At 40.2% G+C, this 25634-nt stretch carries 14 protein-coding genes; 7 read left to right on the top strand and 7 right to left on the bottom strand.

From position 1 onward, the window contains the following. Positions 1-274: 274 nt before the first annotated feature. Complete coding sequence (locus CA730_RS07955; RefSeq protein ID WP_096666006.1) at positions 275-727, top strand: hypothetical protein; 453 nt, start codon at positions 275-277, stop codon at positions 725-727. Positions 728-840: 113 nt separating this feature from the next. On the opposite strand, the gene CA730_RS07950 is transcribed toward CA730_RS07955, so the two are convergent. The 3 genes from CA730_RS07950 to petC all read right to left on the bottom strand — a co-directional run bounded on the left by CA730_RS07950 (position 841) and on the right by petC (position 3980). Next, on the bottom strand, positions 841-2067 hold the full coding sequence (locus tag CA730_RS07950) for a molybdopterin molybdotransferase MoeA (protein WP_096666003.1): 1227 nt from the start codon (positions 2065-2067) through the stop codon (positions 841-843). Positions 2068-2332: 265 nt separating this feature from the next. Further along, positions 2333-3334 (bottom strand): cytochrome f, encoded by a 1002-nt coding sequence (gene petA / locus CA730_RS07945; RefSeq protein ID WP_096666000.1) that lies wholly within the window; start codon positions 3332-3334, stop codon positions 2333-2335. A gap of 106 nt (positions 3335-3440) precedes the next feature. Beyond that, complete coding sequence (gene petC / locus CA730_RS07940; protein ID WP_096665997.1) at positions 3441-3980, bottom strand: cytochrome b6-f complex iron-sulfur subunit; 540 nt, start codon at positions 3978-3980, stop codon at positions 3441-3443. Between the two features lie 319 nt (positions 3981-4299). Here petC and CA730_RS07935 point away from each other — a divergent pair, with 319 nt between their 5' ends. The 3 genes from CA730_RS07935 to CA730_RS07925 all read left to right on the top strand — a co-directional run bounded on the left by CA730_RS07935 (position 4300) and on the right by CA730_RS07925 (position 8955). Further along, positions 4300-4608: a DUF3067 family protein gene (locus CA730_RS07935; protein WP_096665994.1), complete on the top strand. Its 309-nt coding sequence runs from the start codon at positions 4300-4302 to the stop codon at positions 4606-4608. 366 nt (positions 4609-4974) lie between these two features. After that, entirely contained in the window at positions 4975-7260 is a 2286-nt protein-coding gene (locus tag CA730_RS07930) for an IMS domain-containing protein (RefSeq protein ID WP_096665991.1), read from the top strand. Between the two features lie 453 nt (positions 7261-7713). Then, a complete protein-coding gene (locus tag CA730_RS07925) occupies positions 7714-8955 on the top strand; it encodes a DUF4912 domain-containing protein (RefSeq protein WP_096665988.1) in 1242 nt (413 codons plus the stop codon). Positions 8956-9487: 532 nt separating this feature from the next. On the opposite strand, the gene CA730_RS07915 is transcribed toward CA730_RS07925, so the two are convergent. Together CA730_RS07915 and CA730_RS07910 are read right to left on the bottom strand one after the other, a co-directional pair. Next, positions 9488-12328: a tetratricopeptide repeat protein gene (locus CA730_RS07915; RefSeq protein WP_330221288.1), complete on the bottom strand. Its 2841-nt coding sequence runs from the start codon at positions 12326-12328 to the stop codon at positions 9488-9490. 500 nt (positions 12329-12828) lie between these two features. After that, positions 12829-13488: a hypothetical protein gene (locus CA730_RS07910; protein ID WP_172891161.1), complete on the bottom strand. Its 660-nt coding sequence runs from the start codon at positions 13486-13488 to the stop codon at positions 12829-12831. Positions 13489-13727: 239 nt separating this feature from the next. Here CA730_RS07910 and dnaX point away from each other — a divergent pair, with 239 nt between their 5' ends. After that, entirely contained in the window at positions 13728-16079 is a 2352-nt protein-coding gene (gene dnaX / locus CA730_RS07905) for a DNA polymerase III subunit gamma/tau (RefSeq protein WP_096665979.1), read from the top strand. 55 nt (positions 16080-16134) lie between these two features. Here dnaX and CA730_RS07900 read toward each other — a convergent pair whose 3' ends face one another. Continuing rightward, positions 16135-18177, bottom strand: coding sequence for an NAD(P)/FAD-dependent oxidoreductase (locus CA730_RS07900; RefSeq protein WP_096665976.1), 2043 nt, complete (start codon positions 18175-18177; stop codon positions 16135-16137). A gap of 312 nt (positions 18178-18489) precedes the next feature. On the opposite strand from CA730_RS07900, the gene CA730_RS07895 reads away from it, so the two are divergent. Then, the gene (locus CA730_RS07895; protein WP_039200269.1) at positions 18490-18723 is read left to right on the top strand and encodes a hypothetical protein; all 234 of its coding nucleotides are present in this window, start codon (positions 18490-18492) and stop codon (positions 18721-18723) included. Between the two features lie 305 nt (positions 18724-19028). Here CA730_RS07895 and CA730_RS25530 read toward each other — a convergent pair whose 3' ends face one another. After that, positions 19029-19178 (bottom strand): hypothetical protein, encoded by a 150-nt coding sequence (locus CA730_RS25530; RefSeq protein ID WP_231940029.1) that lies wholly within the window; start codon positions 19176-19178, stop codon positions 19029-19031. 486 nt (positions 19179-19664) lie between these two features. Between CA730_RS25530 and CA730_RS07885 the strand changes: the two genes are divergently transcribed. After that, on the top strand, positions 19665-25613 hold the full coding sequence (locus CA730_RS07885) for a choice-of-anchor I family protein (protein ID WP_096665973.1): 5949 nt from the start codon (positions 19665-19667) through the stop codon (positions 25611-25613). Positions 25614-25634 lie beyond the last annotated feature (21 nt).

Genomic DNA, 25634 nt, shown 5'->3' with positions numbered 1-25634 from the left:
ATTTGTAGTGTGACACTTGCGTAAGTCCTATTAGCGACGAACAAATAAAATTAGGTATAAGATATGATGGTAAAGGAAAGCATTTAAAGGCAATTGCGAAAGGGTTAGTACACCCACAGGGTAGTATTGGGCTTGTTGATTCTCAAGAAAAAGGATATAATTTAAAATCTAAAGTGTTAGGTAACGGTGGTGATAGACGGTTTCACGCCAAATATGTTAATGGTATATTACATTTTCCTGGTTTTGTAACACAACACTTCTGCTAGAATAGATTATGACTACACTTCAATTGAAAAATCACAAAATCTGGCAAGGTTTAACTGAGATATTAGAAAGTTTAGATCCTAATTCTCTTGTTCAAAAACATCTTGAACAATGCTGTTATACAGTCAATGGTTATTGGGATGAACAGGATGAATATTATGACTCAATTAGGTTACCTCACACCATAGAAACAGAATTAGTCAGCAGTTTTGTGGGTGTTACGCAAGATAATCGGTTTGTAAAACTCAAATTTTCTCTTATTGGTACTGATTATCCTGCTGCTGCTGCTATATATGCTGCAGCGTTACCTGATGATAAATCTTACCCATTCGGATCTCCAACTATTCAAAATATAGGTGAGTTAGTTCTTATCTATAATGAAAATCTGGAATTTGTTGATGAAAATTGGCTTTTAGATATAGATTCTCCTCTGCTTGATAAAAGACAATTTACTAATACCTAAGATAATTGTAGGTTGGGTAGAACGAAGTGAAACCCAACAAAATATAGCTAGACTTATGAAAGTAATCTATTTTTGCACGCAGAGGCGCAGAGTTGCAGAGAGTTCATTTTATTTTATCCTATTCGCAAAACTAAGGTTTCTTCTCCTGGTGAAATTAGGGTTTTTCCGACTGGTAAAATGGCTAAAGCATTAGTTTGGGATAGGTTAATTAAGTTCCCAGAATTTAAATTACCACTTGTTTGCTGAAATTCATAAATACCATCATTTAAATTTAATTTACCCCAAATATAAGTTTCCATTTTTCCGTTAGATTTTAATTCGGAATGGGATTTTACTTTTAAAAATTTCGCTTCCCAACCTGGATTAATTCCTGAAAATTTTTTAATTGTCGGTTCTACAAATCTCCAAAATGTTACTAATGCAGAAACGGGATTTCCTGGTAAACCAAAATAAAGAGAATTGGGAAATGTAGCAAATGTTAAGGGTTTTCCTGGACGCATTTGCACAGCGCGAAAATGAATTTCTGCCCCCAAATATGCTAATATATTAGCAATATAATCATAATCACCTACGGAAACTCCACCAGAAGAAAGAACTATATCACTATTATTAATTGCATAATTGATAGTCTCTGTTAATGCAGTTGGATTATCTTTAACAATTCCTAACATTAACACTTCTGCACCTGATTCCTTTACTAAAGCGGCTAAAGCATATTGGTTAGAATCTACTATTTGTCCAGGTTTTAGGGTTTGTTCTGGTGTTACCAATTCGTCACCACTAGAAAAAATTGCCACTCGTGGACGACGGAAAACACTGATTGTAGATAATTGTGCTGCGGCTAAAATAGCAATTTCTGCTGCATTCAGGGGAATTCCTGCTGGTAAAAGTTCTTTTCCGGCTTGGTAAAAGTCTCCTTGGTGTCTAATAAATTCTTGGGGTTGCGGTGTAGCAAAAATAAAAACTTGGTTTTCCTGCAATTTAGTTTTTTCCTGCATAACTATAGTATCTGCACCTTTTGGTATGATTGCACCAGTGAAAATCCTTGCTGCTTGTCCTTTTTTAATAGTATTTTGAGGTTGATATCCTGCGGGAATCTCTTCGACAATTTCCAAAATTGTGGGATTTTCAGCATTTGAATTTTGTACATCTTCATAACGTACAGCAAAACCATCCATTGCGGAATTATCCCAATGAGGAAAATCTAAAGAACTAATTACAGGAGTTGCTAAAATTCGGTGAAATGCTGTTAATAAATCCACAATCTCCAGATCATGTTCTTGATTTAAAGGTTGAACATGATTGAAAATAATCGTTTCTGCATCTTTGACTGATAACATAGTAAATAAATGTGTTATTTGATTAGCAGGACTTACGCAAAATATCTCTCCCTAAACCCCCATTTCTCCCGGACCTCTGTGCCTGGTATGTCTCTTGAGGTTGATTTTTTGGTAAACTTATTGCCCATGATAAGAAAAAAGACAGGCAAAAAGCCTGTCAAATAACCAATGATATAGCCAAGAATTTGTAATCATTCTGAACAGTGATTTTTTCCGATTTATGAATTATCTAAATCAAATAAATCACACCAATCATAGTTATGATTTAGAAATTCATTTCCGCAGCTTGGACTTTTTCTACTTGTTTCTTCTTGAGAACTAGCATGATTTGTGCCATCATCACTAAACAGATAAAAGCAACTAACCATGTAACTCTAGAAGAGTCTTGCAAAACAATTTCTGCATCTCTTTGACCAAAACCACCAACATTGGGGTTGTTGGTTAAAGCATCACCAATGGCAACGGCTTGTCCTTCAGTCACAATTAATTCAGGTCCAACGGGAACTGTATCGGTAAAAACATCACCAGTTGCGGTTGTGATGCTAATCAGATTTTTAACGTTACCGTCTTCATCTTCTGTTTGAGCAATTTTGCTAATCGTACCGGCGGCAGAAGCGTTGAATAGGTTATTATTGCTCTTCTCACCTGTGGGGTAAACTTGCCCACGTCCGCGATTACCGCCTACATGAACAGAGTATTTGCCAAAGTGGATTTTTTTGTCTGTGGCGGGGTTAGGAGAAAGAATCGGGAAGACGATTTCTTGATATTCTTCACCGGGTAATGGACCAACAATCACAACATTATCTGTACTGTCGTTGTAAGGGGTGAATGTCATGTCACCCACTTCTTCTTTCATTTCTTCAGGAATGCGATCTTCTGGGGCAATCTTGAAGCCTTCGGGCAACATTAATACAGCACCGACATTTAAGCCAACCTTAGAACCATCAGCGCCAACTTGTTGGACGGTGGTATCGTAAGGGATTTTGACAACGGCTTTAAATACAGTGTCAGGAAGCACAGATTGAGGAATTTCTATTTCTGTGGGTTTAGCAGCTAGGTGACAGTTAGCGCAAACAATTCGCCCTGTGGCTTCGCGGGGGGTTGCAGGAGCGGTTTGTTGCGCCCAAAAGGGATAGGCGGCGGCAGTTTGTGGGACGGCTATATCGCTAGTGAAGAAAAAGGTAACAGTAGCGATCGCTATTAGCAATGTCTTAACCATTGCTTTAGCAGTGCGAGTTAATTTCGCAGGTGTAAGGGCATTTCTCATCTCTATAAAGTCATTTGTCAGTGGTCAGTTGTCAGTTGTCAGTTGTCAGTTGTCAGTTGTCAAGAGTTGATTCAAAGCTCTAGATTTTTGACTTGAGACTAACTATTTAAGCCCACCAAGCGGCATCGCCGGTGCGGAAATCGGTTTCTGTCCAAGGTGTGAGCAGAATTTTGTCGTCTTCTACTTTGGCATGGGCTAGTGGTAAGGATTTTGGTGCAGGACCACGAATTACTTTACCAGTAGCGTCATATTGTGAACCATGACAAGGGCATTTAAACTTATTCTCAGCCACGTTCCAAGGTACAACACAACCTAAGTGGGTACAAATAGCATTAATCCCGTAGTCAGCGATCGCTTCTTTACTTTCCACTACAATATAGGTAGGATCTCCTTTGAGTCCTTGTACCAAACTGCGACCGCCCACATTATGGCTGTCTAGAAATTGACTAACACTAACATCATTACCCAATTCATTCTTGGCTACTGTACCGCCACCAGCACTACCGCTAGAAGGTGGTATAAGGTAGTTAACAACAGGGTACAATACACCCAATGCCACTCCGGTAACAGTCCCAAAAGTGAGCAGGTTCATAAACTGACGACGACCCATATCGGGAACGTCTGTGATTTCTGAAAATTGAGCCATAATCTCCGCGCTGTTTGTGTAATTTATTAATCATTTTGACAAGAGTACCAGCACAATAGCCACTCTCATCTGAATTGAAATCATAACGCTCACAGCGATGCCATAATTCTTAGTTGCAAGACATAGTGAGCATCTGTTCCGTTAGCATTACATTTCTTTATATCTCTATCATACTGGAGTCACGGAACTTAATATCATAACTAAATGTAAAATCTAAATAAGCTAAGGGCGCAGGGAACAGGGAATAGGGAACAGGCCAGGGGCAGGGAGAAATAATTGTCTAATTTCCAAAATCCAAAATCCAAAATCTAAAATTACTATGACCGGAAAGGAATTACGCCAACTGTTGATTGATAAATGGGGACAACCTTATGATGTCCAGTTTCGCCGCACCCAAGGCAAAATATTTCTACAAATCATGTGGAAATACTTTGGACAAGTTTCTTTCCCTATGAGCGAAACAGATTATCAAGATCATCTGGATAGCATTGCCAATTATCTTAATGCTTTAGGCGGAATACAACAAGTACAAACTTTTATTCTAGAAACTAAAGAGCGTCCTCGTCTTGGTAAAGCAGTTAGCATACCTCTCGACTTAGGTGAACGGGCTTCGGAATGGATTGTTTAAAGATTCAGGTAATGGGTAATGGTTAATGGGTAATAGGCAATAATTAATATATTCCTGACTCCGAACTCCGAACTCCGAACTCCTGATGCAGTTACCTTAAACTGAAGATATAAAAAAATTAACGGCAAAAAATAAGATATCTGTTACTATATACACTTATTGTACTAGGTTAACACGGTATTAATCAGGCTGCCACTAACCCAGCCCTAAAGGAACAAGGCTTGCAAGAGTAATCAAGCAAGCCGTACTAACCAGACCACCGAGGTCTTATAATTATGAGACGGTTTTAGAAGCCTGGAACGTTCCAGGTAGATTATGTTAATTTTTACGAGACGCTACGAGAACACAGTGCAGGGGACGTAAGCTGTGCGAATTCCGCTCGATTATTACCGAATTCTAGGATTACCGTTGGCGGCAAATGAGGAACAATTGCGACAGGCATACAGCGATCGCATTGTCCAATTGCCCCGACGGGAATATTCGACTACCTCTATATCTTCTCGCAAGAAGCTGATTGAAGAAGCTTATATGGTTTTATTAAATACCGACAAGCGTAAAGCCTACGATCAGCTTTATCTAGCTCACGTTTATACTCCTAACAAAAATGCTGACACAGTTTCACAGGAAAACCTAGTAGATACCAACCCCAAAGACCAAGATGCTCAAAGTCTTAGCATCGAAATCACCCCAGAGCGATTTGTTGGTTCTTTGTTAATACTCCAAGAACTAGGAGAATATGAATTAGTATTAAAACTCGGTCGCCCGTACCTAGTTAATAAACCCAGTCCAATTAGTCTCAAAACAGGTCATCATGCCACCCAAACAGAAACTCTTGAAAACCCAGACCTCCCAGATATTATCCTCACCGTCTCCCTAGCTTGCCTCGAACTAGGACGGGAAGAATGGCAGCAAGGTCACTATGAAAATGCCGCCATATCTTTAGAAACTGGTGAGGAATTATTAGCACGGGAAGGCATATTTCCCAGCGTCCGCGCCGAAATGACTGCTGATCTTTACAAACTGCGTCCCTACCGCATCTTGGAACTATTAGCACTACCACAAACACAGCTTCCCAAACGTCGGCAAGGATTAGAATTATTACAAAGTATTTTAGAAGATCGTGGCGGCATCGATGGCACAAGCAACGATCAATCAGGACTCAACATAGATGACTTCTTACGATTTATTCAACAAATTCGCCATTATTTAACAGTTTCAGAACAGCATAAGCTCTTTGAATTAGAAAGTAAACGACCCTCAGCCGTGGCCACATATTTAGCAGTATATTCCTTAATCGCCAGAGGTTTTGCCCAACGCCAACCGGCATTAATTCGTCAAGCCAAGCAACTATTAATGCAATTAGGCAAACGCCAAGACGTACATTTAGAACAATCCCTTTGTGCTTTACTCATGGGACAAACGGAAGAAGCCACCCGCGTTTTAGAACTAAGTCAAGAATATGAAGCCTTAGCTTTTATTCGCGAAAAATCCCAAGACTCACCAGACCTATTACCCGGACTATGCTTATACAGTGAACAATGGTTACAGCAAGAAGTATTTCCCCACTTTCGAGATTTGGCAAAACAGCAAGCCTCGTTAAAAGAATACTTTGCCGATAGACAGGTACAAGCTTATCTAGAATCTTTACCCAACGATGCCCAAATCACCAATGAATGGGCAGTAATTAACCATCAATCCTTTCCCCAGCCAGATATTCATCATTCCAATCACCATAATAACACCACACAAACACCACAATATTATCAACCGCTCAATCCTCAGTTACCAAAAACCCGTCCTCGACTTCAACCTGAATCTTCCCAGGGTTCTATACCGAGATGGAATCATTCATCAACAGATGGAAATGCGGGAAATCAACTATCACAAATACCCTTAACAGCAGCTAACCCAAACAGAAGAACACATCCCGTTAATGATCATCCGACCGCAGCGACAAGCCACCAGCCCCCCAAACGCAGAAGACGTAAACCTACTGCTAATAACCTTCCTCGGGGATTCATCCAGTCTCAAACTAATTTTCTCAGTAGTCTAGATCCCAAAACGCGCTTAGTTTGGCTAGTTTTCTTCTCATTGGGAGGAGTATTAATTTTTTCGTTATTAGTATCAACAACTTTTGGCTTAGTCAAAAATATCTTCTTTCCCAGTCCATCATTAAAGGGAGAACAGTTAGCAATACAACTCAATCAACCACCCATCAACATTCCTGACCCCAACAGCGAACCTGAAGCCACCAATAACGAAGAACTGACCAAGGAGACAGCAAAGGAAGTAATTGAAACTTGGTTATCTGCCAAAACCTCAGCTTTAGGGCAAAATCATGACATTGATGGTTTAAAGGAAATTTTAACAGGTCCAGTTTTATCCCAATGGCAGTCAGTAGCCCAACAAGAACAAGAAGATAACCGCTATCGCCAATACAAGCATAATGTAGAAGTAGTCGCTTTCTCTAAAAAAGGTACAGATCAAAATTATGTATCTGTAGACGCTAAGGTACAAGAAGTTACTAAGTTTTATCAAAATAGTCAGCAGAAAAAGTCTTCTAATGAAAACTTGCGGGTTCGTTATGATTTGGTTCGCAAAGAAGGCAAATGGCTGATTCAGAAAATGTCAGTGATTCAAAGTTTTTTGTAAGTTGGAGGGAACAGGGAACAGGGAAAAAATTTCTTTCTTCATCCTGATTGGGCGCAAGGCCTGCGCCCCTACCTCCTCCCTTAATGTCATCAAACCTTGACAGTGATGGACTAGCTGAGATCGCTATGTTAAAGTTTCATGACATATTGATCCCCGCAAGGCTGATAAATACGTGAAATATAGTAAAACCTATCTTTAGACCCCTTGATCCTTAGATAGGTTTACTGGTTAATATTTACTTAACAACTCTTTGCAATCCTCAATAAATGCAAAACAACGGCATAACCAGGAATTTCGATGAGCTGGTATCTTAATAAAAACAAACAGTAAACAAATTTAAAACTGGGGCAAAACCAGGAGTCAGGAATAAAAAAATCTGGGTAGATGATATTTAATCAAACTTTTTAACCCGGAAACAATAATTTACCTTTCAAACTACTGGAGTCCAAATCAATGGCAAAAGAACGCCCACCGCTGGAAGAGATGACCCTACGGCAATTACGCAAAGTTGCCAGTGAATACTGTATATCTCGCTATAGCAGAATGCGTAAATCGCAGTTATTAGCATCAATTGAAGAAGTTCAAAATAGTAAGTTCTCGCTCAGTTCATCCCCTAATCTGGAGGCACAAGAAACCGTGGAAGCAGCAAAATTTGAGTTAGGTCAAGAAGATCGTACTGGTGGTTCTCTCGCTGATGTTGATGAAGCACTAGCAGATTTACCTGCCGGTTATGGTGATAGTCGGATTGTGCTGTTACCTCGTGATCCCCAGTGGGCTTACACTTACTGGGATATTCCTAACGACCATAAGGAAGCACTGCGTCGTCAAGGTGGACAAACTCTGGCTTTGCGGATTTATGATGTCACTGATGTTGATCTAGATTATCAAAGTCCCCACAGTATCCAAGAATACCCTGCTGATGAACTAGCTAGAGAGTGGTATGTGCCAATTCCCGTGAGCGATCGCGATTATGTGATAGATGTCGGCTATCGCACCGCTGATGGTGGTTGGTTAGTATTAGCGCGTTCCGCGAGAGTGCATATTCCCCCCGTCTATCCTTCTGACTGGATTGAAGATGTCTTCATCACCGTAGACTTTGAAGAAGACCTACGTAGTAAGACCTTCTACGAACTAGTCCCCCCATCCAAGAAATTACCCACTGCTGCTTCTGCTGCTGGTGGCAACCCTATTTACGAACAAATCTTTGATCTAGCAGAATCCGCTGAAGCTCAACGGGTTGCAGGTTCTATATTCGGTTCTATGCAGCACGTCCCCGGTTCTGCTGCTCCTGAACAAGCTCTCAGTTCCTATGTTTTCCCATCTGGTGTAGGTATGTGGGCTATTCCCACTGTATCTGGCTTAACTATGTCCGGTGTGGGAATGTCTGGTTTCTCCGCTTCTGCTGTTCCTGCGCGTCCTCGCAAATTCTGGTTAGTTGCTGATGCTGAATTGATTGTTTACGGTGCAACTGAACCTGATGCAACTGTAACCATTGGTGGTCGTCCCATTAAACTTAATTCGGATGGTACATTCCGCTTCCAAATGTCTTTCCAAGATGGTTTAATTGACTACCCAATTTTAGCTGTTGCGGCTGATGGTGAACAAACCCGTTCTATTCACATGAAGTTCGAGCGCGAAACACCTTCTCGTAATACTAATACTAAAGATGAAGCTGTTTTGGAATGGATGGTATAAGTTCTGTATCTGAAGATTAACCATAACTGCAATTAATAATTTTACCCGTTATAGGATGCCTGTAGCGGGTTTTTCTATCGCTATCGTAAGCCATGATCATAAACGGGTTAGGATTTGTATCGAAACCGTTATAGCGGTTCTCGATTGAGTGAGATACAAGAACCCCACCCCCAACCCCCTCCCCGCAAGCGATGAGGGGGCTATGATGTATCTCATGCAAGTGCATACCGCTATATTGAGAATAGGTTTTGATAACATTTTTGGTGATTTACTATTTCTCAAATGCCTTTTTTCACTTTATATGTCTGTTTTTATCCTCATTTTGATTTTTTCTCTCCGTAATTTTTCTCTGTGACAGCTTAGGGTGCGGAATGTGAGTTTGAAAAGTTTTTAATGTATAAATAAACCCCTCTCCAAACCTCTCCCCGACGCGGGGAGAGGCTTTGAAACCCCCATTCCCTGCAAGGGAATGGGGGGTTAGGTTTCTGGAGATTATCGGTTTCATCTAATACTTTTCAAACACACTCTGATCTTAATAACTCAGAAAATCCTGAGAAATAGCAAAGGTTTCGCTAATGATTTCTGACGCTAATTGATTTATAAGGAGCGATCCGCTATCAGATTTGAGTAGAGGATAGTCCTGATGACCATGAGATTCATGACCATTAGAAGATGATTGAGATTGTAAATAAATTCCCATAGCTACACTGGGTAGATAGCTAATATTATAATTTGCCACCTTTGCAGAGGCTACCGAAACGAAAAACTGATTAAATAAACTGTGCAAAGGTAACTTGTACAAGTCACGGTGGGGAATTAAAATGATTGTCTCTACCCCTTCCAATTCTTGAATAATTGTGGAAATATTCAAGATATTTTGCAACTCTAATAGTTTGGATAGTGTTGCTGACTGTTGCCAATCTGCTAACCATTGTTCAAATTCAATTAAGCGTCTTACTCCCTCTGGAATTGCTTCTATATCTTGGATAGGTGTAAAAAGTAAAATGGGAGATGGGGCTTGATCTTTGATAATGAATGTGTGCAAAGCGGCTGGACTAATATGCCAATAAATTATAGCTGTGGAGGGATTCAGTAATTTTTGAATAACGCAATAATTCCCCGACTGAAGTTGATAATTTAAATCAGGTATTAACCACTGTAAACAATTATTTTTACCCTGTTCAGCGAATTCCCAAGCTTCTACTAGGTCTCCTGTATTTACAGCCAAATCAACTGCTAGTTGTCCCAAACCTATGAATTTTAGTAACAGTTGTTTTTTATTTTCATCAGAACGGGTGGGCTGAGTGAGTAATTGTTGTAATAGTTCAATTCCCCATTTTTGTAGTTCTTGTGCGGCTGTTGTTTCTCCTAAGCAGACAAGGACTTTGGCAAGAAGTTGCAGAATTTCTAAATGGAATTCGGGAAAATCTTCTGGTGTGAGGGTGGATAGTGCCAATTGGTATTCAGACATGGCATGATGCCAATAATCACGAGGTGCAGTTGCTTTTTTGCCTTGCTCGTAATAAGTATTACCAACAGCTATATGTAATCTTCCCCAACCTTCTGGATGAGTATCGGGGGGAAGATGTTTTAAACCTTCTTGATAACTGGCTAATTTACCTTCATAGCCGCCTAAGTTGAGGGCGGGATTGGCGGCAGAAATGCTACTAACGATAATTAGTGATGATTGTTGGGGGGTGAGATGACCAGCAGCCGCCCCTCTTCCTAGCCAAGCTTCCCAATAGTCTAGTTTCATTTCCAAAGCGCTGTCATAGCAGGAAATGGCTTGAGGGAAAAGATCTAGGTAAAATAGGGCTACGGCTTGGTTATACCATGCGGGATGGAAATCGGGTTTGATGGCGATCGCTTGTTGATAGGAGGCGATCGCATCTTCCCGACAACCTAAGTTTTCAAAAGACACACCCCGGTTATACCAAGCTAAATAAAATCCTGGTTGTACAGCTAGGGCTTGATCCCAAGACTCAATCGCTTCTGACCATTGTTTTAAATTAAATAGCACCACACCCCGGTCTATCCACACTTCATGATAGTTGGGTTCGAGATGGAGGGCTTGGTCGTAACTAGCGATCGCCTCTGGATATTGCTCAATCACAGCTAAAGCTATACCCCGGTAGTACCAAGTTTCCGCATCCTGGGGTTCTAAATTCAAGGCTTGATCGTAACTATCAATAGCTTCCTCGATCAAACCTAACTTGAGTAGTGCCAAGCCTTTGCTAGACCAAGCTAGTTGGTAATCTAGTTTAATAGCGATCGCTTGCTCAAAAGAAGCAATAGCTGCATCAAAGTCTCCCAACTCACCGAGAATACCACCTCGGTTATACCAAACCTTATAGAAATCGGGTTTGAGAGCCAGTGTTTGGTCATAAGCAGCGATCGCCTCTGTAAACCGTTGCAAATAAAACAGTGTCAACCCCTGATTAAACCAATATTCATAAGCTTGAGGTTGAATTTGACTAGCTCGTTTATACAAATCTAAAGCCGTTAATAAGTTTCCAGCCTTAGCTTGCTCTAAACCTTCATAAAATAAACTTTCTGCCGGATTGGTAACAACCATTTGTGATCTGGATTGCTGCACAATCTGACCATCACGAATTGCCAATTCCGACGCTAACTGCTGAACAAGATTGTTACTTTGCTCCAACCGCACCACCAACTCATCAAAAGTGGATGCTAACTGCGGTTCTAAATTTACCAAAGACTCATGCCAGCTTTTCTCTCTCGGAGATTCTGGATCGGGAATTACATCCCCAACATTGTGGGAAAATTCCTGAATTTTATCCTCATAAATCTGATAGTCATTTTCCCCCTTGGCCGCATTGTCAAAAATATCTTCAGCCAAAGACCCATTATTTAACTCTAGCGACTCACCAGTGAATAGATCCTCGACCATTGGGGATTGTAGATTACTCACAGATTCCATTTCCTGATATTGCCAAATTTGCTCCCCAAATTGGCGCAGCAATTCTTGACCAGGAGTATCTAACTCATCCTGAGTAGGTATGGAAATTTCGAACTCCTGTGACTCTTGCGTACTTTCATACCCCTGATTAAGATTGCGCCGCAATAGCTGCATCCCAATGTCATAGGACAAGTTACTAACCTCACCAATACTCAACTCACCCAGTTTCACCATCCGCTCCGCTAACTGAAGATTTGGTGCGGGAGAAGCTAATAATTTGTCTCCAAATATCAACAGCCAATGTATCCAACGGTCAACAGTAATACGCGGTTCCATCCGCTGTAAATACTTGAATGCCCATTGTTGTCCTCTCGCTTGATGTACTCCTTCTAGGAGTTCGTTAAATAAGGACTCTAGATCCGCATTCGTAAGTTCTGGTGGTTGATCTGCCACCAGATTGCCTTGACTAGACTTGGGATCACTTATCCCAAGACTGCCAAAGGGGTACTGTAAAAATCTGTTAAGCCACTGCAAGAGCCACCTGAACATCTGCCAATTTATGGGATTTTCTTTCTCCTAGATTGTAGCTATTGTTGTGTCAAAAAAATTATTAATTACGGAAAGGTCTAAAAAATTTAATAGACCTGCGTAATAATACTAATAGCTACACCGAACAAATCAAACTTGAGTTAAGTAGGTGAACAGAAAAATTTAAAGGTATGTGAAGAAAAGTAAAATCACTCAAAACTCTCTTCCTGTTCCCAGTTAAGAGTTCCCTGTTCCCTTACCCCAACGACAATTTTTAACGCCCACCTACTTATGGGGACTTGTCTTGATCAGACTGAGTTAAAAATCCTGTTTATACTATTTCACAAAAAGCGTAATTTTCCCTAACCCTGTGTTTCCTAGAACTGAAGACTATAATCACGAAAAGTGTCAGTCCTCAGTTTTTATTATACAGAGGGTTCGTTCGCTTCATTATACTGATTAACCAATACCTGAATAATCTCTTCGGGATTTTGTGTTTCCACTCCTAGTTGTTGGGAGATTTGTTCACATAGGTTCTCATCCTGTTGCAACATAATTAAGAGTTCATCTAGGGTAACAGTCTTGTATTCCCCTTCGGGTGAATTTTCCTCTGTGTTGGCAGATTCAAAGGGGTTATTCTCCACTGTATCGGGACCGTCATATTCCCAAATTGGTTCTCCTGGATTAAGTGTTAAGACTTTCATGCCTATATCGTAGGACAGATTACTGATGTCCCCAACTCCTAGCTCACCAAGTTGGACTAATCTGGCTGCTAATTCATTATGAGGTTTAGCAGATGCTAATAATCTGTCTCCAAAACGGATTAACCATTCTAACCACTGTTCCGTACTAACACGATGTTCAAGACTATGTAACCATTTCTGCGCCCAAGCTTGTCCCTTGACCTGATGAACCCCTTCCAGTAGTTCTGTAAATAGAAATTCTAAATCTGTATCACTTAGGGGTGGCGCTACTTGTGTGGGGACTTCCTCTCGATTGGGGGTGAGATTTTGTTTACCACCAAACAAGTGCCGAAAAAATTTTTTGAGCCATTGGATTAGCCGCTTGAACATTTGATGCACCATTGATGTTGCCTCTTAAAATTTTAGCTGTGGGAGTGACTAGTACACAACGGCGTAAGAGACTTGCAAATAAAAAATTTGAGATTTGAGATTTGAGATTCAAAAATTTTGTACAAGACCCGTCCTTGAGGGTGGAGTCAATCCAAAATCCAAAATTGTCAATCCAAAATCGAGTGCCATGAGTTGTTAGAATAATAAAACCCTAAAATTTACCTGGGATATACGGATTTAAACCTGTCTCCATGTCTTACGAACCCCTGCACCATAAGTATCGGCCAAAGAGCTTCGCTGAACTGGTGGGTCAAGAGGCGATCGCTACTACCCTAACAAATGCCATTCTTTCAGCGAAAATCGCCCCTGCCTATTTGTTCACTGGACCTAGAGGTACAGGAAAAACTTCCAGTGCGAGAATTCTTGCTAAATCTCTCAATTGTCTCCAAGGCAACCAGCCAACCCCCCAACCCTGCGGCGTTTGTGAAATCTGTCAGGGGATTACTAAAGGCTATTCTACTGATGTTATTGAAATTGACGCTGCCAGTAATACGGGTGTTGATAACATCCGGGAACTGATTGAAAGGGCGCAGTTTGCCCCGATGCAGTGCCGTTATAAAGTGTATGTGATTGATGAGTGCCTAACTGGAGACTCATTAATTCTTACAGATGCCGGACTTGTCCGCATTGATAACTCGAATATTCAAGGTCAGAGAGTTCTTAGTTACAATGATTCCTCTGAAAAATGGGAATTTAAAAAAGTTGTCCGTTGGTTAGATCAAGGGGAAAAGCAAACTTTAGTTATCAAAACAACTCACAGAGAGATTAAGTGTACAAGTAATCATTTAATCAGGACTGATCATGCATGGATAGCAGCCAAAGACGTAAAAGAAGGAATGAACATACTATCCCCTGTGAATGTGGATGCGGCACGCTCATTTACAAATTTGCAGAAGGTAGAATCTGTTCACCTCGCTGGAGTTGAGCGAGTTTATGATCTGGAAGTTGAGGATAATCATAACTTTGTAGCTAATGGGTTATTAGTGCATAACTGTCATATGTTAAGTACCGCAGCATTCAATGCGTTACTTAAAACCCTAGAAGAACCACCTAAACACGTTGTTTTCGTTCTGGCGACAACAGACCCACAAAGGGTATTACCAACAATTATTTCTCGTTGTCAAAGGTTTGATTTTCGACGGATTCAGTTAGAGGCAATGGTAAAACATTTAACACATATTGCCGATAAAGAAAGTATTAATATTTCCCATGATTCCCTGACTTTAGTAGGACAAATTGCCCAAGGGGGATTAAGAGATGCAGAAAGTTTATTAGATCAATTAGCTTTAGTCGCTGGGGAAGTAACACCGGATAAAGTTTGGGATTTGGTGGGTTCAGTCAGCGAAAAAGACCTATTTGGATTGTTAGAAGCGATCGCTCAAGATCAAGCAGAAATAGTCCTAGACACTACCCGAAGAATCCTCGATAGAGGACGAGAACCCCTAATTATTCTCCAAAATCTCGCCGCTTTTTATCGAGATTTTCTCATCGCTAAAACTGCCCCCAATCGTCAAGATTTAGTTGCTTGTACTCAGTCAACCTGGACATCATTAGTTGAATTTGCCCAAAAATTTGACATCAGTACCATCTTGCTAGGACAACAACACCTGAGAACAGCTGAAGTCCAACTAAAAAACACCACTCAACCCCGGTTATGGTTAGAAGTAACATTACTGGGATTATTACCCAGTGCCAATATTCAAATCCCAACTGCAAATATCCCGCAAAGAACCAATACAACTGCTGCAACCCCAACATATCAACCCGTTGCTGCACCACCAGCATATCCACCCACAAATTACAATCCATCTGTTAATTTCGCACCACCACCCCAAGAACTTGTATCTCCACCACCCACAAACCATCAACCAGCAGCAGTACAACCAGTAGGAGAAAGTTCACAATACGATTTAACTCAACTTTGGCAACAAGTTCGTGGACATATTCAACAGCTACCCGCACAAGCACTGCTAGGTCAAATGTGCCATTTAATGGAATTTAATGGTTCTATTGTCCGTATTGGTGTCAAACCTGCTTGGTATGACAAAGCAAAAACTTATTTACCTATTATCACCACAGCCTTTAGACAAACTTTCCAGCAAGAAATTCAAGTTACTTTAGAAAAAGCTACTACTGCAAACGCGACATCTACCAGAAGAAATCCACCACCACGAACTTCTCCTCCAGTTCCACAACCACCCCAACCTACACATCAACAACCACCCCAACCTACACATCAACAACCACCCCCACAGATACCACAACCAGTAGCTACGGTATCCACACCACTACCCGCACCAGTCCAAATTGAGCCTGTTGTTACCAATTCAGCACCAGTACAAACTATTTCTCCGCCACCGGTGTCACCATCTCCATCAAATTGGGATCATGATGGAGTCGTTAAAGCTGCGGAAAGTTTAGCCAAATTCTTTTCGGGAGAAATTATTCGGATGACAGATGACAGTTTCCAACTATCGGACTCTGTTAGTTCCAAAGAAACACCGGAGATATATGAATCCTATGTTGATGATGAATATAATTAAGGATTTTAAAAGTTTTATAACTCCAAAATCCCTAATTAATTGATAATAAATAAAACTAACGCAACGCCGGCGGTAATCGTGGTCTACCAGTAGAAATTGCATAGTTAATTACTAACAATTGTAACCATAATCCTGGAAAGCGATTTTCTAACCAAGATTGATTCCATTTTAAGAATTGTGGAAACCATGTCCCCAAAATCAGACTGACTAAAGCATGACGAGCAAAACTAACATAATTACCCAGCCAACGTAATAAATCTCGCCAACCAGCTAATTGCCAAATCCACAATAATAAAGCGGGATTTTTCATGGCTGCTTTCAAAGCTAGACGGTTAAAAGTAAACCAATCACAACGATCTTTAATGAAATTATCTGTAACTTCCGGGGTTTCATCTGTTAATAACCCAAAGAAAGTATTCAGCATCGAATTTATCATTTGGGGGGCGATAAATTTGCCAGTAGGAACCATCATTCCCTTAGAAAACAACCACATTACCGCCACATTACTTTGGTAAGCCCGAATTTTATTTAAGTGTTGCTGACTTAATAAATCATGTTTGAGCGCGATATTTAACAGAGTAGTTAATCGGTCTAAATTGCGGACTAAAGAACCAAAACCAGTAAAAACTAGAGGAGACTGCAAAGAAGCAGCATCACCAATGGAAATTAATCTATCAACTGCAATAGTGCGATCGCTACTATCTACACTAAAATGTCCTGGTATATAGCCAAAAGTGGGCTTTCTCCACACTAATTTATCCAAATCACAACGCCGATACTCTGGCAAAATAGTGAAAAAATCCTCATACATTTCCAACAGAGAACCAGGATTTTGCTCATTCACCTCATGATAGTGAAACAGATAAATCGTCAACTCTTCCCCACCCCCAGGAAACAACTCCCAAATCAACTGTCGTCCCCTAGAAATATCCCCATGACTATAGAGAACATCCCCATACTCAGAATCCCAAACTCCAGGCTCAAAGCCCTTTTCAATCACCGCTCCCACCGTTGGACACACACTATCAAAAGCCCGACCACCATTTAATTGCCAAGCAATTGGTGAAGCCGTTCCCATTGCATCTATCAACAACCTTCCACTCACTTGCCGTTCATTCCCAGTCGGCAAATGTTTGACATTAATAGCAACTTGTGTCGAACTAATATTCACCTGGGAAAACTCCGTTTCATCCCAAATATCACCACCAGCAGCTTGAAGTTTTTGTCCACATAATGCCAGTAACCTTTCTGAATCTAAAGCTATATTCAGGACTGTAGGAGTGTGGAGAACAGACGATTTTAACGTAGCAGGATTATTTCCATCAAAAAACTTATTAAAACCGTCCTTATACTCCCTAGAAATAATTTCTGCTAATTCAGCATTTGTTAACAAACCCAAATTGATTAAACTTTGGATTTCATCACGAGAAATATTCCATTCTCTGTTCATTTTACCAAAAGGTAATCTTTCCACCAACAACACCTTATAGCCCAATTTAGCCATCACCGCCGCATGAATTGACCCCAAAGCACCACCAATATAAATCAGGTCATACTCAGGACTAGCAGCAGGAGAAAGAACAGGTGATGTTTCCTGGCTATTCCCTTGATAAAATACCACTTGCCTGGGCTTTTGCGGATTTCTTACCCCTTCGCGCCACCGTTGTTCCCACCAGTAAGCCCGGTTGAGGTGATATTCCCCATTAGACATTTTCTGAAAATACTTAACAGTTAAGGGATAATAAGGTTCTAGCTCTGCGAAAATTGAATTTCGGGCATCAATGACAGGTAGTTCCGGGTAGCAATTAGGAAAGCGACCTCTAATTTCCTGTGTCAGAGATTGGAGAATACCTCTCTCCCCTGGAAAAGGTTCATCTCCCCAACGGAATACCTTGAGATAAGTTGTTCGCTGCACCGACCACACAAATATAGACAGTTCTACATCACCAGAAGTGGGACTTTGAACCGCGCTTCTCAACCGCAAACCATCTGGGGTAATTAATTTTTGCCCATTTTCAACAACAAAATCTGTTTGTAGCCATTTGCTAACGGATACTGTATCGGGCGTAGGAATTTCTAAATAAAGAAGTTCTTGCATATTTTTCTGACATCTCCTATCCATTTACTCACTTAGACAGATTAAAAAAAGGCAGAAACTAGGTTAGACTCTGCGCTAATTAACTTCATAAAGATCCCATAAAGAATTTTAATGATTTATCAAGTGTAAGGACTCAGCATACATAAGGTTTGAGATTGAAGAGAACAGAGAAGAAAAATCTTTTTCCGCCTTCTTTCTACCTCCTGCTTCCTGACTGAGCGCAAGTCCTGCGCCCCTACATCATGACTCCTGACCTCTGAATTCTTACTATCAAGTTTATTGTTCATATTGTAAATTTCCTAAACCCACGCCATGAATTATCCTATCCCAGACAGTCCCCAAGAAATATCTGCACTCAGAAAACAGCCAGTTGATGAAGAACTAGTTGCTGCGGTAATTGCTGGTGTAGTTAGAGTTGTTCGCGCACAGGGTCAGTCCTTAGATCAATTAACGACCCAAGTATTAGCGGATGATCAAATGTTAGATAGACAACAAAGACGTTGGTTAAGTCAGTTAGTTACTCAAGCATGGGAAAACTTTCCTTGATGCACCTACAATATACAAGCCTGGAGGCGACAGAAAACTTCTACCCACCCCTGTCCACCCCCCTTCATATCCAAATGCTACAGGGAGGTGTCCTTTGAGGTTCTGTTTAGTTGCTGTTTTATTAAAAGTAATATTTTTGTAGTATAACAAATTATCCCCGTCAATATGTTCCATGACGATCGCCCAAAAACCATTTTCCAGAAAAGTATCGTAAACTTGGACAATATGCGGATGGTAGCATTCGGCTAAATCTAATGCTTCTCTACGAAACTTTTTTGTCTGTCTGTAAAATCTTGTTTTTGTTGTTATTCACGATTTAGAGTTTTAATAACTACCAGTCTATTTTCTTCCGTATCTCTAGCCCGATAGGTCTCACCAAAGCCACTACCACCGATGACTTTTTGGATAATGTACTGTCCGTTTTGGAGTTGGGTGTTAAGTATCCAGACTTGCATGGTGATTTTAAGGACTATTTTTTATCCAGTATATATTATTAACCTAACATTCTGCACTGTAAAACATCATACGTTAGCATTTTTAGGCTATCATAAATAATTACTTGCTTAATTCAGTATTAATATTTAATACTCTGGATTTTTAGCGATTTATACAGAGTGCCGTCTTTTCGAGATGCGAACGCTCTTGTTCCACATTCAGATATAATAAATATATGGTGGGAATAGGATCAAATTAATAAAACAAAAATTACTGAAAGTTAGAAAACAAAAGCTATTTAGTCAAGTGTAGACAGGATTAACACATAAGCTGTTATCGTAGGTTTTTTAATTTTTCCTTAACCTTTAATTATTTATGCCTTAAATAAATTGGGATAAATTCTCTGAATAGTCAGAAATTTAGCCATTTTTTTTTAAGCTCAAAAAGACTAAAATCTCCGTTCCAGACTAAGTAACAACAAACCTCTAATTGCCAATATAAAAATTATGAATTCAATTCAACTTAACCATATCGGTACTATCAAATTAAGCGGCGCAGAAATTTCTGATTTTGATCCCATATCTCAACGCCTGTTTGTGACTGGAGAATCTGGGAATAAACCTGTTCTCCAAGTAGTGGATGTTTCTGATGCAAATAACCCCACTCAAGTTACTAACATTGATCTTTCTAACTTAGGTGCAGGAATTCAAAGTGTAGCCGTCAGAAAAGGCATAGGAACTGGAAATAGCATTGTGGCGATCGCTGTTTCTGCAACTACAAGTACCGACCCTGGTAAAATTGCTTTTTATGACGCTGTAACTCTCACTAAAATTTCCGAAGTGACAGTAGGTGCTTTACCTGACATGATCACTTTCACTGCGGATGGTAGCAAATTACTTGTCACCAACGAAGGAGAACCCAGTGAAAATTATGCCATTGATCCAGAAGGTTCAATTAGTATTATTGATGTTTCTGGAAACATTGCCAGTTTAGATAATAGTAAAGTTACAACTGCAAATTTCACGGCATTTAATGAGCAAAAAGAAACTTTAAAAGCCGCCGGAGTCAGACTTTTTGGGCTTAATGCCGCCGTTGCTCAAGATTTAGAACCAGAGTATATTGCAGTTTCTTCCGATGGCAAAACTGCATTTGTTACCCTACAAGAAAATAACGCCTTTGCAGTTTTAGAGATTGCTACTGCTAGTATTACTAAAATTGTTCCATTAGGTTTTAAAGATCATAATTTACCAGGAAATGGTCTTGATGCTAGTGATAGAGATGTTAATGGTACTTCTAGTGGTGGAGGTAAAATTAATATTCAAAATTGGCCAATTTTCGGGATGTATCAACCCGATGCAATTAGCTCTTTCCTAGTTGGCAATAAAACCTATTATATCACCGCAAATGAAGGAGATGCGCGGATTCGTCCTACCGCAAATGGTACTTTTGGTAATGAAGGATCACTATTTAACGAAGAAGCAAGAGTTTCTAGTTTAGCTCTTGATCCTACAGCTTTTCCTAATGCTACTGAGTTGAAAAAACCGGAAAATTTAGGACGTTTAACCGTTACCAATAAACTGGGAGATACCGATGGAGACGGAGACTTTGATCAACTTTATGCTTACGGCGCTCGTTCCTTCTCAATTTGGGATGATCAAGGTAAATTAGTATATGACAGTGGCGACCAAATTGAACAAATTCTCAAACAACGAACGCCTACACTTTTTAATGCTAATAATGGTTCAGCCACTGAATTTGATACTCGTTCCGATAATAAAGGCCCTGAACCAGAAAGTACAGTTGTTGGTGTAATTGATGGTATTCCTTATGGATTCGTTGGCTTAGAAAGGGCTGGCGGTGGGGTGATGGTATATAATCTTAGTAACCCCACTGCACCTCAATTTGTTCAGTATATTAGAACCGAAGGTGATGTCTCTCCTGAAGGCTTAAAATTTATCTCTGCGGAAAATAGTCCCAATTCTCGTCCCATGTTGGCAGTTTCTAATGAAGTTAGTAATACTGTTAGCTTTTATGAAATAGCTTCCCAACCAAAGTTAACTACTTATGAATTTCAAAATCTACCCAAATTAGGCACAACTTCCACCGGACAAGATATCTTCTTGGGTGGTTTTTCTGGATTGTATTTCCAAGGTGTGGCAGATAATGGCAATCTCAAATTTGTTACCCATACAGATCGTGGTCCCAATGGTGAACCCACAGGTCAAAATAGACCGTTTTTATTACCAAATTTTCAACCAGAAATAGTCAGTTTTGAACTCAATCAAACCACTAATCAAATCACGATTACCAAAAGAACTGGGTTATTTCGTGAAGATGGTACAACCCCATTAACTGGACTTCCCAACGTCCAAGCTGGGGCTGGTGGAACAGCTTACACTGATGAAATCGGCGTTGATTTAAATGGTCAAATCTTACCTAATGATACTTTAGGGGCTGATGTCGAAGGTATCGTGATTGCACCAAATGGCAACTATTGGCTGGTAGATGAATATCGTCCCGCAATTTACCATTTTGATGTCAATGGGAAGTTACTTGAGCGTTTTGTTCCCCAAGGAACAGCAGCAGCCACAGAACCAGATCAACCCGCAGGGACTTTTGGAACTGAGGTATTACCCGCAGTTTACGCCCAAAGACGGGCAAATCGCGGCTTTGAAGCAATAGCACTAGAAGGTAACAAACTATATGCTTTTATTCAAAGTCCAATTGATAATCCCGATAATGGCACTGATACAACCTCCAGAAATTCCCGTAATTTGCGAATTTTGGAATTTGACATAGTTTCTAAACAGGTAACTGGTGAATATCTCTATCTCTTGGATGATATTACAGGCAGTGGTAATGCCAAAACTGATAAAATCGGTGATGCTGTTGCATTGGGTAATGGTAAATTTGCAGTTGTAGAAAGAGATGATAGAAGTGATAATACTTCCAATAAACTTATCTATCAAATAGATTTAACAACAGCTACTAATATCAATAATCCTGCTAACTTTACTTTGCCAAGTGCTAAGAATATTGAACAATTAAGCCCGGCTGAATTAACTACCGCTGGAATTATTGCTGCTAACAAAACTTTAATTGTTAATGCAGCACAAGTAGGTTACACCGGAGTTGAAAAATTAGAAGGTTTGGCATTAGTTGCCCCCAATATTCTGGCTTTGATTAATGATAATGATTTTAATGTTGCTGGCACAACAATTCCTGAAAAATTAGGCATTATTGAACTACCAAATAATCTACCTGTTACTATTAGTGGTACTTCTGGAAACGATATATTATTAGCATCTGCCAGCGGTTATACTCTCCTGGGTTTAGCAGGTAATGACTCCATTGATGGTGTCACAGGAACAGGTGACAATATCCTAGATGGTGGTGAAGGTGATGATGAAATCTTTGCTAAGGAAAATGATACGGCTTTAGGTGGTTCAGGAATTGACCGTTTATTCTCCGATGGTCAAGGTAATAATATTTTATCTGGTGGTGAAGGGAATGATCAAATATTCCCTGATCGGAATGACAAAGTATTTGGTGATGCTGGTAATGATATCATCTTCTCTGGTCTTGGTGGTAACACCTTAACAGGTGGTGATGGTCAAGATACATTTTGGTTAGCTAATGCTGCATATCTGCAAAGTCCCAATATAATTACAGATTTTAATCCGGCACAAGATTCACTAAAAGTGGATGTTGAAGGATTCAAAAACATCAGTCAACTGACATTTTCACCCCAGGGAAATTACACCTTAATTAGTGCGAATAGTAATCCCTTAGCTATTCTGAAGAATTATGAATTACCACAGTTTGCTATCACCTCAGCTTCAGCAACAGAAGGAAATATCATAATTTTCACTGTCACTCGGACAGGAAATAATTCGTCTTCACAAAGTGTAACTGTAACTACCTCTATTGCTACAGGGGATACAGCCAGTGATACCGACTTGACTGCAAAAACGGCAACTTTGACTTTTGCACCGGGAGAGACTACTACAACCTTTGCTGTCCAAACAACTCAAGATGTCCTGTTTGAAGGAAATGAGACATTTACTGTCAGTTTAAGTAATCCTACAAATGTATCAATCATTAGTTCTACAAACGCCACAGCCCAAGGAACTATTACTAATGATGATCCAGCCCCCATATTTAGCATTGCTACCGCTGAGGCATCAGAAGGAAATGCTATCAACTTTACTGTAACTCGAACAGGAGATGCCCAGGCTCAACAAAGTGTGACTTTAGTTACCTCTATTGCTACAGGTGATACAGCCAGTGATACCGACTTGACTGCAAAAACGGAAACTCTGACTTTTGCACAGGGAGAAACTACTAAAATCTTTGCTGTCCAAACAACTCCAGATGCCCTATTTGAAGACCAAGAAACTTTTACTGCTGGTTTAAGCAATGCTACCAATGGTGCAATCATTAGTTCCACAAATGCCACAGCCAAAGGAACAATTAATAATGATGACACTGCACCCGTATTTAGTATTGCTGCTGCTTCCGCAACGGAAGGAAGTGAGGTAAATTTCACTGTCACTCGTACAGGGGATGCTCAAGCTAACCAAAGTGTGACTGTAGCAACTTCTATTGCGACAGATGATACAGCTAGTACTAGTGACTTGACGGCAAAAACGGAGACTTTAACTTTTGCACCTGGAGAGACTACTACAACCTTTACTGTCCAAACAACTCAAGATAGCCTATTTGAAGGCAATGAGACTTTCACTGTCAGTTTGAGTAATCCTAATAACGGTGCAGTTGTTAGTTCCACCAACGCTACAGCGAAAGGAACAATTAATAATGATGACACTGCACCCGTATTTAGTATTGCTGCTGCTTCCGCAACGGAAGGAAGTGAGGTAAATTTCACTGTCACTCGTACAGGGGATGCTCAAGCTAACCAAAGTGTGACTGTAGCCACTTCTATTGCGACAGATGATACAGCTAGTACCAGTGACTTGACGGCAAAAACGGAGACTTTAACTTTTGCACCTGGAGAGACTACTACAACCTTTACTGTCCAAACAACTCAAGATACCCTATTTGAAGGCAATGAGACTTTTACTGTCAGTTTGAGTAATCCTAATAATGATGCAGTTGTTAGTTCCACCAACGCTACAGCGAAAGGAACAATTAATAATGATGACACTGCACCCAACAAAAAACCAAATCTGCAAAGCTTCACCCAAAATGGACAAGAAGATCAAATAATAAGTTTTGGTATTGGAGACTTCAAAAACAAGGGTAAATACCAAGACGAAGACAATAATGATTTAATGGCAATTAAGGTAATAAGTTTACCAACCGCTGGAAGCCTAACTTTTGTGAATGGTCAACAAGTGATTGTCAATCAAGAGATATTAGTTAATGACCTGGCTAATGTGCGATATAATCCCGTTATTAATGCTAATGGTAATGTTGCCACATTCACAGTAGCAGCGATTGATAATGGTACTCCAAAAGTAGAATCTGATCCTGCTACAATAACAATCAATCTGACTCCGGTAAATGATCCTCCCGTTGCACAAAATGATCAATTGTCTGTCAGTCAAGGAAGTGCGGGAACTATCAACCCTTTAAACAATGATAGTGACCCTGAAGGAGATAGTTTAAAGCTCACCGGCAAAACCGACGGTAAATATGGCAAAGTTGAGATCAATGGCAATAATTTGACCTATACGCTGTCAGATGCCAATTATTTGGGTAATGATGTCTTTAGTTACACTGTTTCTGATGGTAGTCTTTCCGCAAGTGCTGATGTTAAGGTAACGGTTACGGGTAAAGCTACAACTGCTACAGTAGCACCAACTCAGCTAATCTCAATTGCTCCTGATGATAAACTGATTCCCAAGGAAGCAGGTACATTAACTGGTATTGTTGATAAATTGGGCTACGAATTTCCTAATAACTACAACCCATCCCTTGTCAAAAACTTCCTGCAAAATGCCCTAAATCAGACCACCGCAGCCTTTAATAATCTGTTCGGTCTATATGAGGTGGATAATGTAACCGGGTCTGTAAATGGCATTAAACCAGGGGACACCGGTTATGCGAAAGCCGCTTTGAGTAAGGTAGTAGATAACTTTATTGTGCGGGTAGGGGGTTCAGCTAGTGGTGCTGCAAGTGATGTCATTGTCAGTGGTGGTAAAATCTATTCTCCTTTTGTAATTGCTAATGGTGGTAACTTTTCTGGTAATCTTCAACAAGCGATTAATGCTTTCTTTGCTGCGAACCCTAATAATAGTCCGGCTAATGCCCAAAATTACACGACTTTACCTGTAGCCTATTTTAGCTTTGGGGTAGCTAACCCAGATGGTGCAGCCCACTTGAAGAGTTTTGGCAATAATACTTTTGGTTTTGAAGATTTACCTGCGGGTGTGGGAGTAAGTGACTACGATTTTAATGATGCGGTTTTCTCCTTTGGAGCGGTCGTCTAGTTTGTCCTATTCTAGATCATG

Source organism: Dolichospermum compactum NIES-806, from assembly GCF_002368115.1.
In the GTDB taxonomy this organism is placed as follows: Bacteria; Cyanobacteriota; Cyanobacteriia; order Cyanobacteriales; family Nostocaceae; genus Dolichospermum; species Dolichospermum compactum.
The sequence above is the reverse complement of the archived record's forward strand: the minus strand, read 5'-3'. Positions and strand labels throughout refer to the sequence as shown.

Bases quoted from the DNA above. Each gene is read 5' to 3' on its own strand.
- CA730_RS07955 (WP_096666006.1), top strand. From the start codon at position 275: ATGACTACACTTCAATTGAAAAATCACAAAATCTGGCAAGGTTTAACT.
- CA730_RS07950 (WP_096666003.1), bottom strand. From the start codon at position 2,067: ATGTTATCAGTCAAAGATGCAGAAACGATTATTTTCAATCATGTTCAA.
- petA (WP_096666000.1), bottom strand. From the start codon at position 3,334: ATGAGAAATGCCCTTACACCTGCGAAATTAACTCGCACTGCTAAAGCA.
- petC (WP_096665997.1), bottom strand. From the start codon at position 3,980: ATGGCTCAATTTTCAGAAATCACAGACGTTCCCGATATGGGTCGTCGT.
- CA730_RS07935 (WP_096665994.1), top strand. From the start codon at position 4,300: ATGACCGGAAAGGAATTACGCCAACTGTTGATTGATAAATGGGGACAA.
- CA730_RS07925 (WP_096665988.1), top strand. From the start codon at position 7,714: ATGGCAAAAGAACGCCCACCGCTGGAAGAGATGACCCTACGGCAATTA.
- CA730_RS07910 (WP_172891161.1), bottom strand. From the start codon at position 13,488: ATGGTGCATCAAATGTTCAAGCGGCTAATCCAATGGCTCAAAAAATTT.
- dnaX (WP_096665979.1), top strand. From the start codon at position 13,728: ATGTCTTACGAACCCCTGCACCATAAGTATCGGCCAAAGAGCTTCGCT.
- CA730_RS07900 (WP_096665976.1), bottom strand. From the start codon at position 18,177: ATGCAAGAACTTCTTTATTTAGAAATTCCTACGCCCGATACAGTATCC.
- CA730_RS07895 (WP_039200269.1), top strand. From the start codon at position 18,490: ATGAATTATCCTATCCCAGACAGTCCCCAAGAAATATCTGCACTCAGA.
- CA730_RS25530 (WP_231940029.1), bottom strand. From the start codon at position 19,178: ATGCAAGTCTGGATACTTAACACCCAACTCCAAAACGGACAGTACATT.
- CA730_RS07885 (WP_096665973.1), top strand. From the start codon at position 19,665: ATGAATTCAATTCAACTTAACCATATCGGTACTATCAAATTAAGCGGC.